We start from the raw sequence: 14,896 nt of genomic DNA on the forward strand, positions 1-14,896 counted from the left end.
AGAGGGCGAGCACGGCGACGCACACCAGCCCCGCCTCGCCACTGCCGAGCGTGGTAATCCCGGTCCAGGCACCCACGAGCGCGGTGCCGACGATCGTCGCGGCCAGGAGCCCCCTTGCAGCCAGAGCAGCGGCCCGCCGACCACGGCGAGGGCTATGGACCACCAAATGTTCACGGGCGGCGTCCTTCTCCTTCGAGGGCGGGCAGCGGACCGGGCCGCGCCCCGTGCTGCTGTTGGTGTCGGGGTTCGTGTCTTCAGCGAGGGCGGCGGCCTCGAACGCCTTCATAGCGATGCGGGCGCGCTCCAGCTCGGCGCGGACCTCGGTACCGATCGGCGCGGCAAAATAGTCCCGGGCCGCGATCTTGGAGACCCACGCCTCGAAGCGAGCCAGGTCGGCCTCGGACTCCTCCACCTCGGCGAAGGTCGTGCGCGCAGTGTTCAGGTCGTCTCGGCCGTCGTACGGGCGTCAGTCTCCACGCTCCGCGCTGTCGAGGCGGACGAAGGGAATGGCTTGTCCCACCTCGCGGAAGGACGCCGTGCTTCCGTCCACGGGAAAGCCCATGAAGGCACACAGGCGGCGGGCAGTGCGCGGATGGCGCAGGGCGTAGCGCGCCATGAGCTCGGCCCCCTCGTCCGGCGGGAGGAAGTGCGCGGTCACGGCATGGTGGCGATTGCCGAACTGAATCACGGTCTTCGGCTGGTGTCGCAGGTTGCGGTACCAGTCGGCCCCCGAGCCGAACCCGGAGGCCACGGTCCAGCTGCCGTCGGCCGGTTCGTATGCCACGACTTCCAGCACGACCTGCCGGTCGAGTCCCGTGACGCGGCCGGTGTGGTGCAGCAGGAGCAGCCGCCCAGCGAAGAGTGGCCCCAGTCCGGCGCGGAAAAGAACGATGGGCAGCCGTGCCGCGAGACGCCGCCGGCCCGTCGGTGTCCGGCGGTATCCGTGGGTCGTGTCCCGCTGCGTCATGGCCGTACTCCGGACGTCGGGGTATGTCGGGCCCGGCCTCGATTGGGTAAAGGGCCGGACGGGGGCTGCTTACGCCGAGGCGATCTTTGCATAGTCTAAATGTGAGGGAAGGGTGTCGGCATCCAGGAAGGCGATTCCGGTGCCCTTAAAGCGTGGGGGAGTGCGCCATGACCGGAAAAAGGCCGCGGGCCGGTCTCGCGTTGCTGTCCTGGATGCCGGTTGTGGTGATGAGCGTGGTGGCGGTCGCGGACATCGTCGCCGGACCGGGCGTGGGGCTGCTGCCGCTGGTGTCGCTGGGGCCGGCGTTCGCGGGCCTGGTCGGGGGCTGGCGTCGCACGGCGGTGATCGGCGGGGCGGCGCTGCTGCTGTGCGTCGGGCTCGGTCTGTACGACGGGCTCTTCGAGTCCCGCCGGGGGTACACCGCCATGGCGTCGGTCGCCGGTGTGACCGGTGTGGGCATCGCGGCCGCGGTGATGCGCTCGGGCCGGGAGGCGGAACTGGCCAGTGTGCGGTCGATCGCGGAGGTCGCGCAGCGGGTGCTGCTGCGCCCGGTGCCGCTGACCGCGGGACCGCTGCAGGCGGCGGTGTCGTACACCTCGGCGGTCGCGGAGGCACGCATCGGAGGTGATCTGTACGAGGTGGTCGCCTCGCCGCACGGAGTCCGGGTCATCGTCGGGGACGTGCAGGGCAAGGGGCTGGCGGCCGTGGAGACGGCGGCCGTCGTGCTCGGTGCGTTCCGGGAGGCGGCGCACGACGAGCCGGACCTGGTGGGGCTGGGCGAGCGGCTGGAACGCAGTGTGGCCCGGGAGCTGGAGGGGGAGAAGTTCGTGACCGCGATCCTCGCCGAGGTCGGTGCGGAGCAGGAGGTCGTCTTGTTGAACTACGGTCATCCGGCCCCGATGGTCGTACGGTGTGACGGCGTCCCCGTGTTCGCCCAGCCGCCCGCCTACGCGCTGCCGCTGGGCCTGGGTGCCCATGGGGGTGAGGGGCCGAAACCCCATCGGGTCTCGTTCGCGCCGGGGGAGCAGTTGCTGCTGTACACCGACGGTGTCACGGAGGCCCGCGACCGGCGCGGCGGCTTCTATCCGCTCGCCGAGCGGGCGCACCTGCTCAAGGACCCGGACGCGCACGCCGCCCTGGCGACGCTCCGCGAGGACGTCGTGCGGCATGCCGCCGGACCGCCGCACGACGACGCGGCGATGCTCCTGCTGCGCTATCACGGTCACGGAGATGGTCATGGACAGGAAAAAACTGGGCCGGTCGGCTGAGTGCCAAGACCCCTGGGCGCGATAGAAAGAGACCATGGCGGAACGCGAGGACCCCGCGAGGGGCGTGGACGACGTGGATGCGGTCACCCAGGCGGTACTGACCGCGTCACGGCTGCTGGTCGCGGTCTCCGCCCGCTCGCTCGCCCAGGTCGAGGAACGGGTCACCCTCCCGCAGTTCCGCATGCTGGTGGTGCTGTCCACGCGCGGAGCCACCAAGCTGGTGGCGCTCGCCGACCTGCTCCAGGTGGCGCCCTCGACGGCGATGCGGATGGTCGACCGGCTGATCGCGGCCGGGCTGGCCGACCGGCAGACCAACCCGGACAACCGACGCGAGACCCTCCTGAAGCTCACCGAGGAAGGACGGCGCACCGTCGCTGACGTCACCGCGCGACGGCGGAGCGAGATCGCCGCGATCGTCGAACGCCTGGACCCGCACCAGCGCGCGGCGCTCGTCGAGGCGCTCACGGCCTTCAACGAGGCGGGTGGTGAGCCCCTTGCACCTGCCCCAGGGGATCCGGGTCCGCATCCCCTGGGCTGGGAGGACACCCCGGCCGTGCGACACAGGGAGTGAGGACCCCACGCCCGGTGCGGGCTTCCTGCCCCCGGTGAATTTTGCATAATGCAAGGGATGCGGAGGTCGGGGCTGCCGACCTGGACCCATGGACCATGCCAGGGAGGGAGCTCATGCGCCGGCCGTGTCGGCGACCACCCGTGGCGGAAGTCCGGCTGGCCGCTCACCTGAGAGCGACCTTGTGGGGACCGGCCGAGTTCATCGGGCCGCCTCCTTGGTGGCTGGTCGGAGAGGGGCTGCTGGCCGGTGTCCTGGGCGCGGGCCTGATCGTCGGGGCCGGCGCCATGGGGGTGTGGACCGGGACGCCGACCCTTGCCAGTGGCGAGGCCGGGCTGGTCCTCGCCGCCGCTCTCGCCCTGTACCTGCTGATCACCGGCGCCGGACGCGCGCTCGTGGGCGTCGTTGCCGTACTGGGTGTCTGCCTTGCTCTGCTGGTACCGCAGGTAGCGGCTGGAGCGGTGCTGGCACACCGCGGTCAGGTGCAGTCGGTCGTGGTGACCTCGGTCGAGGCCGGCCCGGGGTCAGGCCGGGGCCACGGCCGCTACCTGTGTTCCGTGGCCGACAGCGACGGGGCTCCGCTCCGGACGCGCATCTGGCGGGGCTGTCGCCAGTCGACCCGGCCCGGTGACGCGCTGACGGTGGTGTTCGACCCTGAAGGGCACGTGCCGCCGCGTGGTCTTGCCGCCCCGGGGACCGAGCGCGCGGCCCTGATCGGCGCCGGCACACTGGCGCTGGCGCTGGCCGCCGGGAGTGTGATCGCGGTCGTACGCTCCTTCCGGCTCGGGCCGGTCCGAACGTCGACGTCCCAGCGCAAAACCGGCTGATCAGGGCAATTGGGCTCCCGCCCTCGGGGTGGGCGAAGCCCGAAGCTTTGCATAGAGCAAGCGTCTAGGGGTACTCGTGAAACTCCTCCTCAGCTTCCCGATGCCGATGGGGGTTCCTCCGCTGGCTGGAGGTGGACGAGATGCACGGCTTAAGGAAAAACCGACCGGAGCCGAGCGGGCTTGCGCCGACATCGAGCGGCATCTGATCCGCGGCAATCCCCAGCCCAGCACACCGAGCGGCTCGACGCGCTCTTCGCCGAATCCCGCGCGTGCCGCAGGCGCGGCGGTACGACTGAGCGGAGATCGCTGTTGTCGGGGTCCTCGCGTCGTTCAGGCTCCGGACTGCCTCGGCATCCGGACTGCCTCGGCACGGGCCATGCACGGTCACGCCGCCCGTGGCGGACTTGGCCGGCCGATCGGCAAGACCGGTGGGAGAGATTGATGGAAGGGAAGGCGTCATGAACTGCTTCGACTGCCTTGCCCTGGAGCGCGTTTCCACCGCGGTGGCCATCTGCCGCTCCTGCGGTGCCGCTCTCTGCTCGGAGCATGTACGGGATGAAACGAAAATGATCACACAACTCGTGGGCATGGGAAAGGCCACACATGAGCCTGCGGCACGAGAAATCTTGTGCGGGGTCTGCTCTCATGCCGTGCACGAGGACTGATGGGCGCGGTGGCAGACGCGTCGACCAGCGCAACGCGTGCACAGCATGGTCGGGACGGGGCCTGGTCGGTGCCCCGTCCCGCTGTATCGGCTCGGACGGAGGACCGCCTGCCCTTCAGTCCGCAGGAGATGGCGATGAACGGCTCGGTACAGATGTGACGAGTTCTGGGGGTGCCGCTGCCATCACTGGACGGTGCCCCTGCTCGTCGTTCTCTTCGGGTACAGCCTGGGCAGCCAGACGCTCCCCGCCTGGACTCCGGTTGTCCAGCGGGGTGCGCGATCCCCACGACGTCGTGAACCGTACGCCTTCCCAAGGGTGGCCTGGGCGCGCTGCGGTGAGGAGTTCAATTCGTCCTCGTCGCCGCGGCCGTATACGCCTCCGACCTGTTCCCCCTGCCCCAGCCCCCGGGGAGACGGAAGCGCGTGCAGTTCAGGTGGTGGGCGCCCGTATGGGGGCCACGAGAGGCTGGGAGGGCAGGACACCGGGCCGTTGCCCGCGTCGACGCCATGGCGAGGAGAGCGCAGCCCGATGTCCGGGCCGGTCGTGGCAGTGGACGACTCCCCCTCCGCGCCGGCCGCCGTAGAGGCGATCTCGATCAGCCGGTCGGTCTCGGGGCGGGGGTGCGGCGCCCTGCGCAGGTTCGTGCCCTCCGCTCGGTCGAGCCGGGCCACAGCAGGAACGCCAGGTGCTTACGCGGCTGCCGCACGTCGCGGTGCAACAACAGGTAGGTGAGCAGCAACTCCGAGCAAGTGGAGTTCAGCGGTCCGAACCGCCACAGGAGCGGGGCTCAGGCTCATTTGGTGACCGCTCAGCCGGCCGACGTCATTCCTGCTGCGGAACCACCGCCACCGGACACTCGGAGTGGTGCAACACTGCATGTCCCACCAGGCCGAGCTGCGGTCCGAAGTGGCCGCCACGCTGACGGGCCCCGATGACCAGGAGGTCGGCCGCTGACGACCGGGCCATCAGCGCATGGCGTGCGGAGCCCTCGACAAGCGCGCGGTGCACGAGCACACCGGGGTACTCCTTGGCAACACCGTCCAATGCCTCGTCGAGCAGAGCCAAAGCGCGGTCCTCCTCGGCATGGGCGGGCTCCCCGGTCAACAGTGAGTGCGGTGCAGTCCTGTGCGCCGGGCGACGCCAGGCTCGTACGGCCTCGACCTCGCACCCGCGCACCTCACCCTCCCGAAAGCCATACCGGAGCGCTGCCGGGGCTGTGGCACCGCCGACGCCCACGACGATGCGGCCGTTGGCGGCTTCTCTGTTCTCCGCCCGGCCGCGTACGACGACCACCGGACAGGGGGCCCGAGCCGCCAGGGAGAGACTGACCGAGCCGAGCAGGAGCTCCCTGATCGGGCCCCTGCCTCGTACCCCGGTCACGACGGCTCCGGCGAGGCGCGCTTCGCGCAACAGCGCCGACACGGGATCCTCCGGCACCACGCCTGTGCTGATCTCGAGCGTTGGCGCGCGCTTCCGGGCACGATGGGCCGCTCCCGCCACGACGCTCTCGGCGAGGTCGTGCTCGGTCACCACGTCCGAGACGGCCCCGGGGGTGTCCGCCAGGGCCGCGTCCTCGTACCGCTCCCACAGCGAGGCGTGGACGATTCGCAGCGGGAGACCGTGGCGGACCGCTTCGGCCACGGCCCAATCGACGGCGTGGAGGCTGGGCTCCGAGCCGTCGACACCCACGACCAAGGGCAGCACCATGGTTCTCACCGCCTTCAGCGCGCCGGGATCCCCTCTCATTCTCCCTCCGCCCGACCGGCGCGGCCCGGATACCGTCCGGCCGGCGGTACCCGGGAGGGTCCCCGACTGGTGCGTACGCCGGTTCGAGAAGCCCGCGTTGCGGTTTGTTCAGTGCGGACCACACCCGCCCCCGTATAGACCGGAAGAGCCTTCCAGGGGATGCGCCCCGTGACGTATGTCGGCTATCCCCAGCTCAGTCCCTTCTACGAGCGCATTCCCTGCCAACGCTTGGCCTTCCTCCGCCTCGTCGCCTCGCGCTGCTGCTACAAGCCCCTCGTCCGTTCTCACTGCGTAGGGCACGGTCCTACTGGCCCTGACAGGAGTCGTTGATCGTGTGAACTGTATGCGTGTCTGCTCGCTGGTCTGGCCGTGGGGAACCGTCAGCTCCGGCATCCTGGAGTTCGTCCGCGCCCGCAAGGCCGGTGAAACCGACGAGGCCGACGAACACCCGGAGCCGGTGAAGACCACCGTGTGACCGTCTCCCAAGGCCGACTCCTCGACGGTGACCCCGGCCATAGGCGGGTGAGGGTCCGCTCGATGTCTCACCTCAGTCGGAGGGCTGCAAGGGGACTGCGGGCCAATTGAGCAGGCGTGCTCCGAGGGTGGCGGTCTGCAGGGTGTAGCGCTGGTCGGGGATGGTGGGGTCGTAGCCCGTCAGGGTGCGGACGCGGGCGATTCGGTAGGCCACGGTCCGGACGCTGAGGCCGAGGCGTCGTGCGGTGACGGTGTTGGTGCAGCCGCTGTCGAAGTAGGTGGTCAAGGTGTGCAGGAGCGGGCCCGGCCCGCCGCGGGCCTGCCCGAGTCCCCCGAGCACCGTGGCTACCAGGTCGGTGATGGCCGCTCTGTCCCGGCCGAGCACCTGGAACACCAGCAGGTCGGACGCGTGGATAACGGGACGGGAGACGGCAAGGCGGTGGGCGAGGTCGAGGGTTTCGCGGGCTTCGCGGTAGGAGCGGACGACGCCGTTCGCCCCCGGGCGGGAGCGGCTGACGGCGATCTGGGGATGCCGGGCGACCGAACGCTGAACGTGCTCGGCGAAGTGGTCGGGGGCAGTCGTGCCGCTTCCGGCGCAGATGCAGATCAGTCTTCCGTCCTTGGCGGCGACCAGGCTCTCCCAGGCGTCGTGCCCCGAGGCCATGGCCTCTTCGACGTATCGGGTGGCCGGGTCTGCCGCGCTGAAGGGCGCCTCGGCCCGTGCCACGACGACGCGGTGAGGCCCGGCGAACCGGAAGCCGATGCGGTGGGCCTGCTCCGCCATCCGGCCGAGGTCGCCGGCGCCGTGCAACAGCTCGTCGAGGAATGCCTGCCTGATCTCCTCTTCCCGCCGGATGGCCGCCCGGTGCGCGGCCTCGTATCCCTCGGTGAGCGTGACCGCGACGTCCCGGATGGGCCGTAGCGCGTCCGCCGGGATCGGCGTTGAGGCGGGGCGTTCCTGAGCCCCGGCCGCGGACGGTGAGCAGGTACGGCACAGAGCGCCCAGGTAGGTGTCGATGAGTTCGCGCAGCGGGGTGCCGTTGTCGGCGGCGTGAGCCGCCGCTTCACTCAGTCGGGCGCGATCCTCGGCGTCCAGACCGCCGTTCCGCAACAGGACCCTGGCCAGCAGCTCCTCGTGGGGCGGTCCGCCCCATGTCCCCGCGGAGGGACTGCTGCTGGCAGTCATCCGGGCCACCCCATTTGTCCGCTCGGCAAGCTTTGAGTTTACCTTCACTTTGCCGACCCCCGGCAAGGTGCCGCACCCCCAGATGTCCGCCGGTGTCTCACTGCGGTCCGTATCCGCGCAGGTCAGTCGGGTAATCCGCAAGGTAGGGTCCCAGCGTCAGGAACCAGGGGGTACCGCACCCGTGCCCCGAATCCTCCCCACCGGTCTCGTCCGGAGGCTCGCCGCAGTCCTCCTGACAGCGCTTGGCTGCCTGCTCGCCGCCCCGGCGATCAGCGCGGCCCAGACGCCGAGCGTGCTCCTCACGCGGGTCGACGGCACCATCACCCCCGTCGTCGCCGACCACCTCGAGGACGGACTGCGCCTCGCCGAGCGCGAACGCCACGCCGCCTACGTGATCGAGATGGACACCCCCGGAGGGCTCCTGCAGTCGACCCGGGAGATCGTGCAGGAGTTCCTCGCCTCCGACGTGCCCGTCGTCGTGTACGTCACTCCTCCCGGCGCCCGTGCGGCGTCGGCCGGCGCCTACATCGCGATGTCCGCGCACGTCGCCGCCATGGCACCCGGCACGCACATCGGGGCCGGCACGCCCGTGACCGGTCAGGGCGAAGAGGCGAGCGACAAGGTGGTCAACGACTCGGTCGCGTTCGCCGTGTCCATCGCCGAGCAGCGGGGCCGCAGCACGGACTTCGCCCGGGACATGGTGCGCGAGGGCACGTCGGTGTCCGACCGGGAGGCCGTGCGCACCGACGTGGTCGACCTCGTGGCGCCGTCACGCGAAGCCCTGCTCAACGAGCTGGACGGCCGCCGCGTCGTGGTCGGCCCGCAGGGCGAGCGGCACGAGGTCGTCCTGCACACCGCGGGCGCCCGGGTCGTGGAGCACGATCTCGGCTTCTTCGGAGAGGTCCGGCAGCTACTGGCCAGCCCCGAGCTGGCGTTCCTGTTCCTCTCCATCGGAACCCTTGCCGTGATCTACGAACTGGCGACTCCGGGCATGGGGGTCGGCGGCGTCATCGGGGCGGTCCTGCTCGTGCTCGGGTTCGTCGCGCTGAGCGTGCTGCCCTTCCACGTCGGCGGCCTGCTCCTGCTGATCCTGGCCGGCGCCCTGTTCGCCGCGGAAGTACTCACACCCGGAGTCGGCGTGTTCGCAGCCGGCGGTGCGGTGTCCCTGGCGTTTGCCGGAATCCTGCTCTTCCGCGGTGAGCTGGGCGTTGATCCGGCCGTGCTGTGGCCGACCGCCGTGGTGGTGGGCGGCGGCTCGGTGCTCGCCGGGCGTCTTGCCTGGCGGGCCCGGAAGGCTCCGCCGACCACGGGGCACGAAGGGCTGCTGGGCCGTGAGGCCGTCGTGCAACGGGTGGACGGCGAGAGGGGCCAGATCCTGCTCGACGGCGCGTGGTGGGCCGCCCGCGGGCGCACGGCACCCGTCACCGAAGGACAGCACGTCCGCGTCGTGGACCTCGACGGCCTCGACCTGATCGTCGAGAGCGCCGAGGCCGCCCACGACGGACCGCACACCGCACCGGAGGACGGATCATGAACTCAGGACTCATCGGCATCATCATCGGAGCAGTCGTCCTGCTCATGCTCCTGATGGCCGCAGTGAAGATCGTGCCCGAGTACGAGCGCGGAGTGATCTTCCGCCTCGGCCGGATCATCGGCGCCAAGGGACCGGGGCTGTTCGTCATCATCCCCGTCGTCGACCGCATGATCCGCGTCTCCCTGCGGACCGTGACCATGGACATCCCGCCGCAGGACGTCATCACCAAGGACAACGTCACCGTGCGGGTCAACGCCGTGACGTACTTCAACGTCGTCGACCCCAACCGCTCCGTCGTGGCCATCGAGGACCACATCAAAGGCACCTCACAGATCGCCCAGACCACGCTGCGCAGCATCCTCGGACAGGTCGATCTCGACGAACTGCTGGTCAAGCGCGACGAGATCAACCAGCGGCTCCAGCGCATCATCGACGAGGTCACCAACCCCTGGGGCGTCAAGGTCACCCTCGTCGAGGTCAAGGACGTCGAACTGCCCGAGGCCATGCGGCGCGCCATGGCCCGTCAGGCCGAGGCCGAGCGTGACCGGCGCGCCAAGGTCATCCACGCCAAGGGCGAGTACGAGGCCGCCGAAACCCTGGCGGATGCCGCGGACCGTCTCGAAGGCCACCCCGCCGCCCTCCACCTGCGGATCCTGTCCACCATGGCCGAGATCTCCGCCGAGCGGAACTCCACCCTCATCTTCCCGCTGCCGATGGAGATCTTCCGCCTCGTCGACATGCTCCGCCAGCCCCCGACCCCCGTCGGCGCCGAGAAGACGGGCGCGGAGAGGCTCGCCATGGACAAGTCCTAGCGCCCTCGAACCCCGTCGGCCGGTTTCGGCCCGCTCCCTCAAGGCTTCGAGGAGGTTGGCATGAACCCCGAGATGGATGAGCAACGCGTCCTCGCACAGCTCGAACGACGCCTCGCCCAGGACGATCCCGCCCTGGCCGCGACCATGGACGCGCTCAACGAGCAGTTCCCCGACGAACCCGAAGCACAGCCCGCTGACAGCGAAGAGAAGAAGCGCAATTGGCGGCGAACCGCCGTCACGGTCTGCGCCATCATCGCTTTCCTGGGGCTCGTCCTCACCGCGGTGCTCAGCAGCAATCCGCACCCGGTCGACAAGGACCCGCCACCCCAGAAGGGCCTGGTGCCGGGCTCCGTACACACCCAGCGCCGCTCCTCACCGAGGACAGCGCCACGCCCGCGCGGCCCGGACCCGGGCGGCGGACGACTGCCCACCGACCTACCGGCGGCATACCCAGGGGGGACCTGTGCGCGCACGTGATCTCGCAGAGCCATACGTCTCGGTCAGCACGGAGGCCGATGCCATCGAGGCGGTACGCCTGCTCGTGGAGCGGCGCCTGCCGGGGCTGCTGGTGACGGACTCCGCGGGGCAGCCGTACGCGGCCCTGCCCGCCTGCGATGTGGTCCGGACCCTGGTCCCCGGCTACGTGCAGGAGGACCGCGGCCTGGCCGGCGTGATCGACGAGCCGCACGCCGACCGGCTCTGCCACGCCCTGCGAGGGCGTACGGTCGCCGACTGCCTCCCCGTGGGCCGGCCGTTCCTGTCGACCGCCGGCCCCGACTGGACGGCCGTCGAACTCGCGGAGGTGATGGCCCGCAGCCGAAGCCCCCTCATCGCGGTGGTCGAGCGGCCGACCGGGGAGCCCGTTCGCCTCCTCGGCGTGGTCACGGCCACCCGCCTCCTGGAACGCCTACTCCAGACCGTCTGACCGCACGCACCGCCCGAAAGGCATCCGACCGCATGCCCCACCGCAACGGCAGGCCCCGCACGTTCCTCGGCCGTCTCCCCCTGCCGGAGCGCACCTTCGTGGCCGACGCTCTCCGCACGGAGACCGTCGGCGGTATCGTCCTGCTCACCGCGGCAGCGGCGGCGCTGGTCTGGGCGAACACGCCGCTGAGGAACTCCTACGAGGCGGTCCGGGACTTCCACTTCGGCATCGGGGCGCTGGGCCTGGACCTCTCCGTGGCCCACTGGACGGCGGACGGGCTCCTGGCGATCTTCTTCTTCGTCGCCGGCGCCGAACTCAAACGCGAACTGGTCGTGGGGGAACTGCGCGCCCCCAAGACGGCGACCGTGCCGGTGGTCGCGGCACTCAGCGGCATGGCCGTACCCGCCCTCCTCTACGGCATCGTCGCCACGGCCAGAGGAGGAACCTGGAACGGATGGGCCGTCCCCATGGCCACGGACATCGCCTTCGCCCTCGGCGTGCTCGCCGTGATCGACACCCACCTGCCCTCCGCGCTGCGCGCCTTCCTGCTGAGCCTCGCGATCGTCGACGACCTGGGCGCCATCATCGTCATCGCCCTCTTCTACACGTCATCCATCAACCTCCCGGCCCTCCTCGGCGCCGCCCTCGGGCTCGGCCTGTTCTTCTACCTGCACACGCGAAAACACGTACACGGCTGGTACTGGTACATCCCCCTGGCTCTGGTCATCTGGGGCCTGACCCACGCCAGCGGCGTCCACGCCACGGTGGCCGGAGTCGCGATGGGACTGCTGCTGCGCGTCGCCAAGGACGGAGAGGTGGGACACCGCCCGGCCGAACACATCGCCCACTTGGTCCGGCCGATCTCCGCGGGAGTGGCCGTACCGCTCTTCGCTCTGTTCGCGGCCGGCGTGAGCGTGTCCGGCAGCACACTCGAAGCCGTGATCACGAGCCCGGAGCCACTGGGCGTGGCGCTGGGGCTGTCGGCGGGGAAGGTCCTGGGCGTCTTCGGCGGAACCTACCTCGCCATCCGTTTCACCCGTGCCCAGCTCGGTCCAGACCTCGCCCTGGCGGACGTAGTCGCCCTGGCCATGCTCGCCGGCATCGGCTTCACCGTCTCGCTGCTGATCGGCGAACTGGCCTACCCGGACCCGGCGGAACAGGAACAGATCAAGGCCGCGGTCCTGCTCGGATCACTGACCGCCGCGCTCGTGGCATGCCTCCTGCTGAGGCTGCGGAACAACAAGTACCGGCGACTGTACGAGGCGGAGACCGCCGATACGGACGCCGACGGCATACCTGACATCTACCAGACCGACGACGTCACCACACGACACGGCGGCGACCTCGCTCCCGACACCCCGAAGGCAGACCGCTCTCACCGCAAGCGCGGCCCCGACCATCCGCCCCAAGCCGCCGGATGACCACCATGCTCGCCAAAGCCACCTCGTCAGACGGCCGATCACAAGGAGCCCAGCGCGCCGCACCGGCTCACCCGGACGGCCTCCCGGATCGGGTCGGCAGGAGACAGTGATGAACAGCTCGCTACGGATCGGACACGTTCTCGGGGTACCCCTGCGCGTCCACTGGACGGTCCCCCTGCTGGTGTTCCTCTTCGGCTACAGCCTGGGCAGCGGGACGCTTCCTGCCTGGATCCCGGGACAGTCGGCGACCGCCTACACCGTCGCCGGACTGATCGGCGCTCTGTTGCTCCTGCTGAGCCTGCTGGCGCACGAGTCAGCACACGCTGTCGCCGCCCGGCGCAAGGGCATCCCCGTCCACAACGTCACCCTCTGGGCCCTCGGGGGCATGACCGAGATGGACAAGCCGCCCGCACCGGGGGCCGCCTTCCTGGTGGCCGTGAGCGGGCCGCTCACCAGTCTGGTCGTCGGCGGAACAGCACTCGGTGCGGGGGCAGGGCTGGACGCGGGACTGGGCTGGAAGCTGCCCGCGGCTGTCCTGGTGTGGCTTGGATGGGCGAACCTTCTCGTGGGCGTATTCAATCTCCTGCCCGCCGCACCGCTCGACGGCGGACGGTTGGTGCAGGCCGTGATGTGGTGGCGCACCGGAGACCGGGAACGGGCCGAACAGGCAGCCGGCCGCAGCGGACAGGTGCTCGGCGTCCTGCTGATCGTCCTCGGTTGGATCCTGTTCCTGCGCGGCGCGTGGGGCGGACTGTGGCTTGCCCTCATCGGCTTCTTCGTCATGATCGTCGCCAGGGCCGAGCGGCAGCAGGCCTACCTGGCCGCAACTCTGGGCGGCCTACGAGCCGCTGACGCCATGTCCAGCCCCGTCGAGACCGCTCCCGACTGGTTCACCGTGCAGCGTTTCATCGACGGACCGGCGATCGACGCCCGCCACTCGACGCTGCCCCTGCTCGACTTCGAGGGGCGGCCCAGCGGCGTGCTCCGTATGCCGCTGCTGTCGCAACTGCCCACGCCGCGACGGGAGACATCTCGCCTGCGTGACGTGGCAACTCCCGTGGCGCAGTGCACCACCTGCGCGCCGGACGAGCTCCTGGAGGACGTACTCAAAAAGCTCCGCCCGCGCGACGGCTTGCCGATCCTCGTCCTGGACGGCCGGCGCCTCACGGGCATCATCACCGCACGGGACATCATCCGCCTCGTCCAGCGCCGCCGGCTGCGCAAGGACGGAGCCGGATGACCACCGCACGGCTCGCGCCGGGCCGGACACGCGGGTGGCGCCTTCGGACCGGTGGCCGTGCCACGCACCCGTCTTGAGCCCGGCAGGGCATCTCGGACGCAGCCGTAGCAACGCTTTCCGACACGACAATTGGCCCTCGCCGGCCCGTGGCAGACCGACAAGGAGGTCGCCGTGGCAGCTGATTCCAGACCCACCACCGAGCAGCCGCCCCTACCCGTGACTCTGACGACCGACGGACACCACGCCACCCTCGTCTTCAACGGCACCCTGGACGCACACATGGTGCGCAAGCTGGAGGAACAGCTCGCCGACACCCGACTGGGCCATGCCCACGTATGGAACCTGGAGATGAGCGGCCTCACCCGGCTGGACCTGACCTGCGCCTACGCCCTGCTCCGTGTGGCCACCACATTGCCGGAGCCCGTCGAGCTCCACGTCCGCGGAGCCCGCCGCACCGTGCAACGCACCCTGCGCGACATCGGCTTCGACGCCGTTGTGGCCATCGAGGAGTGACCGGCGAGACCCTGATGGTCCGTGCCACGACGATAGAGCGCCGCGAGCTCGCTCACGGTCCGGTATTCGTGTCAGCGCCGGTTGAGAGGCGCGGCTCGTCCGGACGTGCCTCCCCGGCTTCGCCGGTCAACCTCCGCGCCCAGCGACCACAAGCGCACTCGTCCGTTGACGAACAGCGGAAGCGCGATGCCCCAGATCCTGGCCGAGGCGTAGGTCAAGCAGCGCGGTCACGTGTCTCGGGCGGTCCCTCCGGAGCGGGGGACGACACACGCCGGACGACTCCGATGCCTTGGCGGCGCGCACCCGGACCGTCGCCGACGCCGATCTCCGCGGCGGCGACAAACGTCCCGGGTTCTTCAAAGCGGAGGCCATGCGGCAGCCGAACGAAGATGCGTCGCAGCGGCGGTACGACGAGACAGGTCAGCCCCCAGGACAGGAACAGGGCCGCACCCGACGCGGACAGGCGCAGCAGACCGCCGGTCATCCCGGCGGGTCCGTGCGCGACCAGCAGGATCGCCGCGCCGGTGCCGAGCACCCAGGCGAACGCCGTCAGCAGCGAGACAGCGACCGCCACCGGCACCCCGCCCATGCCCAGCGCATCGAGGTCGGCGTCCGGGTCGAAGGTGTCGGCCGCGGCAGCGCCCACGGCGACCAGCAGCCAGAAGCACACGACCACGACGAAGGCCACGGTGAACAAGATCGTCGGCAGTCCCGTGACGGCGACGAGAAACGTCCCCATGGCCGAGTCCC

At 70.5% G+C, this 14,896-nt stretch carries 16 protein-coding genes and 1 pseudogene; 12 read left to right on the forward strand and 5 right to left on the reverse strand.

Going from position 1 to position 14,896, the window contains the following annotated elements:
* Nucleotides 1-283 precede the first annotated feature (283 nt).
* Nucleotides 284-442, reverse strand: a pseudogene (locus tag StrepF001_RS50235) (Chromate resistance protein ChrB); the annotation flags it as partial.
* A gap of 24 nt (nucleotides 443-466) precedes the next feature.
* Nucleotides 467-967 carry a nitroreductase family deazaflavin-dependent oxidoreductase gene (locus StrepF001_RS38810; protein WP_129802858.1) on the reverse strand — a complete coding sequence of 167 codons (501 nt, stop codon included), beginning with the start codon at nucleotides 965-967 and terminating at the stop codon, nucleotides 467-469.
* Nucleotides 968-1,134: 167 nt separating this feature from the next.
* Here StrepF001_RS38810 and StrepF001_RS38815 point away from each other — a divergent pair, with 167 nt between their 5' ends.
* The 4 genes from StrepF001_RS38815 to StrepF001_RS38830 all read left to right on the forward strand — a co-directional run bounded on the left by StrepF001_RS38815 (nucleotide 1,135) and on the right by StrepF001_RS38830 (nucleotide 4,295).
* Complete coding sequence (locus StrepF001_RS38815; RefSeq protein ID WP_129802859.1) at nucleotides 1,135-2,235, forward strand: PP2C family protein-serine/threonine phosphatase; 1,101 nt, start codon at nucleotides 1,135-1,137, stop codon at nucleotides 2,233-2,235.
* A 34-nt stretch (nucleotides 2,236-2,269) separates the two neighbouring features.
* On the forward strand, nucleotides 2,270-2,806 hold the full coding sequence (locus StrepF001_RS38820) for a MarR family transcriptional regulator (RefSeq protein ID WP_240797863.1): 537 nt from the start codon (nucleotides 2,270-2,272) through the stop codon (nucleotides 2,804-2,806).
* 113 nt (nucleotides 2,807-2,919) lie between these two features.
* Nucleotides 2,920-3,630 (forward strand): hypothetical protein, encoded by a 711-nt coding sequence (locus StrepF001_RS38825; RefSeq protein WP_129802860.1) that lies wholly within the window; start codon nucleotides 2,920-2,922, stop codon nucleotides 3,628-3,630.
* Between the two features lie 458 nt (nucleotides 3,631-4,088).
* Nucleotides 4,089-4,295: a DUF2180 family protein gene (locus StrepF001_RS38830; protein WP_129802861.1), complete on the forward strand. Its 207-nt coding sequence runs from the start codon at nucleotides 4,089-4,091 to the stop codon at nucleotides 4,293-4,295.
* Nucleotides 4,296-5,117: 822 nt separating this feature from the next.
* Here StrepF001_RS38830 and StrepF001_RS38835 read toward each other — a convergent pair.
* Nucleotides 5,118-6,041, reverse strand: coding sequence for a universal stress protein (locus StrepF001_RS38835; protein WP_240797864.1), 924 nt, complete (start codon nucleotides 6,039-6,041; stop codon nucleotides 5,118-5,120).
* 334 nt (nucleotides 6,042-6,375) lie between these two features.
* On the opposite strand from StrepF001_RS38835, the gene StrepF001_RS45945 reads away from it, so the two are divergent.
* A complete protein-coding gene (locus tag StrepF001_RS45945; protein ID WP_165396502.1) occupies nucleotides 6,376-6,516 on the forward strand; it encodes a hypothetical protein in 141 nt (46 codons plus the stop codon).
* Between the two features lie 72 nt (nucleotides 6,517-6,588).
* Here StrepF001_RS45945 and StrepF001_RS38840 read toward each other — a convergent pair whose 3' ends face one another.
* Nucleotides 6,589-7,701, reverse strand: a complete 1,113-nt coding sequence (locus StrepF001_RS38840) for a helix-turn-helix domain-containing protein (protein ID WP_129802862.1) — start codon at nucleotides 7,699-7,701, stop codon at nucleotides 6,589-6,591.
* Between the two features lie 181 nt (nucleotides 7,702-7,882).
* On the opposite strand from StrepF001_RS38840, the gene StrepF001_RS38845 reads away from it, so the two are divergent.
* The 7 genes from StrepF001_RS38845 (at nucleotide 7,883) to StrepF001_RS38875 (ending at nucleotide 14,146) form a co-directional block, all read left to right on the forward strand.
* A complete protein-coding gene (locus StrepF001_RS38845; protein WP_240797865.1) occupies nucleotides 7,883-9,235 on the forward strand; it encodes a nodulation protein NfeD in 1,353 nt (450 codons plus the stop codon).
* Nucleotides 9,232-10,047 (forward strand): slipin family protein, encoded by an 816-nt coding sequence (locus StrepF001_RS38850; RefSeq protein WP_240797866.1) that lies wholly within the window; start codon nucleotides 9,232-9,234, stop codon nucleotides 10,045-10,047. Before StrepF001_RS38845 ends, StrepF001_RS38850 begins: the two co-directional genes overlap by 4 nt.
* Nucleotides 10,048-10,107: 60 nt before the next feature.
* The gene (locus tag StrepF001_RS38855; protein WP_129802863.1) at nucleotides 10,108-10,524 is read left to right on the forward strand and encodes a DUF3040 domain-containing protein; all 417 of its coding nucleotides are present in this window, start codon (nucleotides 10,108-10,110) and stop codon (nucleotides 10,522-10,524) included.
* Entirely contained in the window at nucleotides 10,511-10,972 is a 462-nt protein-coding gene (locus StrepF001_RS38860; RefSeq protein ID WP_129802864.1) for a CBS domain-containing protein, read from the forward strand. Before StrepF001_RS38855 ends, StrepF001_RS38860 begins: the two co-directional genes overlap by 14 nt.
* Nucleotides 10,973-11,004: 32 nt before the next feature.
* Nucleotides 11,005-12,393: a Na+/H+ antiporter NhaA gene (gene nhaA, locus StrepF001_RS38865; RefSeq protein WP_129802865.1), complete on the forward strand. Its 1,389-nt coding sequence runs from the start codon at nucleotides 11,005-11,007 to the stop codon at nucleotides 12,391-12,393.
* A gap of 109 nt (nucleotides 12,394-12,502) precedes the next feature.
* The gene (locus StrepF001_RS38870; RefSeq protein WP_129802866.1) at nucleotides 12,503-13,633 is read left to right on the forward strand and encodes a site-2 protease family protein; all 1,131 of its coding nucleotides are present in this window, start codon (nucleotides 12,503-12,505) and stop codon (nucleotides 13,631-13,633) included.
* Between the two features lie 171 nt (nucleotides 13,634-13,804).
* Nucleotides 13,805-14,146 (forward strand): STAS domain-containing protein, encoded by a 342-nt coding sequence (locus tag StrepF001_RS38875; protein ID WP_240797867.1) that lies wholly within the window; start codon nucleotides 13,805-13,807, stop codon nucleotides 14,144-14,146.
* Nucleotides 14,147-14,360: 214 nt separating this feature from the next.
* On the opposite strand, the gene StrepF001_RS38880 is transcribed toward StrepF001_RS38875, so the two are convergent.
* On the reverse strand, nucleotides 14,361-14,885 hold the full coding sequence (locus tag StrepF001_RS38880) for a hypothetical protein (protein ID WP_165396503.1): 525 nt from the start codon (nucleotides 14,883-14,885) through the stop codon (nucleotides 14,361-14,363).
* Nucleotides 14,886-14,896 lie beyond the last annotated feature (11 nt).

This window comes from Streptomyces sp. F001, assembly GCF_004187715.1.
Lineage (GTDB): Bacteria > Actinomycetota > Actinomycetes > Streptomycetales > Streptomycetaceae > Streptomyces > Streptomyces flavusporus.

Excerpts from the sequence above, each read along its gene's own strand:
- StrepF001_RS38810 (WP_129802858.1), bottom strand. The coding sequence starts at position 967 with ATGACGCAGCGGGACACGACCCACGGATACCGCCGGACACCGACGGGC.
- StrepF001_RS38815 (WP_129802859.1), top strand. The coding sequence starts at position 1,135 with ATGACCGGAAAAAGGCCGCGGGCCGGTCTCGCGTTGCTGTCCTGGATG.
- StrepF001_RS38820 (WP_240797863.1), top strand. The coding sequence starts at position 2,270 with ATGGCGGAACGCGAGGACCCCGCGAGGGGCGTGGACGACGTGGATGCG.
- StrepF001_RS38825 (WP_129802860.1), top strand. The coding sequence starts at position 2,920 with ATGCGCCGGCCGTGTCGGCGACCACCCGTGGCGGAAGTCCGGCTGGCC.
- StrepF001_RS38830 (WP_129802861.1), top strand. The coding sequence starts at position 4,089 with ATGAACTGCTTCGACTGCCTTGCCCTGGAGCGCGTTTCCACCGCGGTG.
- StrepF001_RS38835 (WP_240797864.1), bottom strand. The coding sequence starts at position 6,041 with ATGAGAGGGGATCCCGGCGCGCTGAAGGCGGTGAGAACCATGGTGCTG.
- StrepF001_RS38840 (WP_129802862.1), bottom strand. The coding sequence starts at position 7,701 with ATGACTGCCAGCAGCAGTCCCTCCGCGGGGACATGGGGCGGACCGCCC.
- StrepF001_RS38850 (WP_240797866.1), top strand. The coding sequence starts at position 9,232 with ATGAACTCAGGACTCATCGGCATCATCATCGGAGCAGTCGTCCTGCTC.
- StrepF001_RS38855 (WP_129802863.1), top strand. The coding sequence starts at position 10,108 with ATGAACCCCGAGATGGATGAGCAACGCGTCCTCGCACAGCTCGAACGA.
- nhaA (WP_129802865.1), top strand. The coding sequence starts at position 11,005 with ATGCCCCACCGCAACGGCAGGCCCCGCACGTTCCTCGGCCGTCTCCCC.
- StrepF001_RS38870 (WP_129802866.1), top strand. The coding sequence starts at position 12,503 with ATGAACAGCTCGCTACGGATCGGACACGTTCTCGGGGTACCCCTGCGC.
- StrepF001_RS38880 (WP_165396503.1), bottom strand. The coding sequence starts at position 14,885 with ATGGGGACGTTTCTCGTCGCCGTCACGGGACTGCCGACGATCTTGTTC.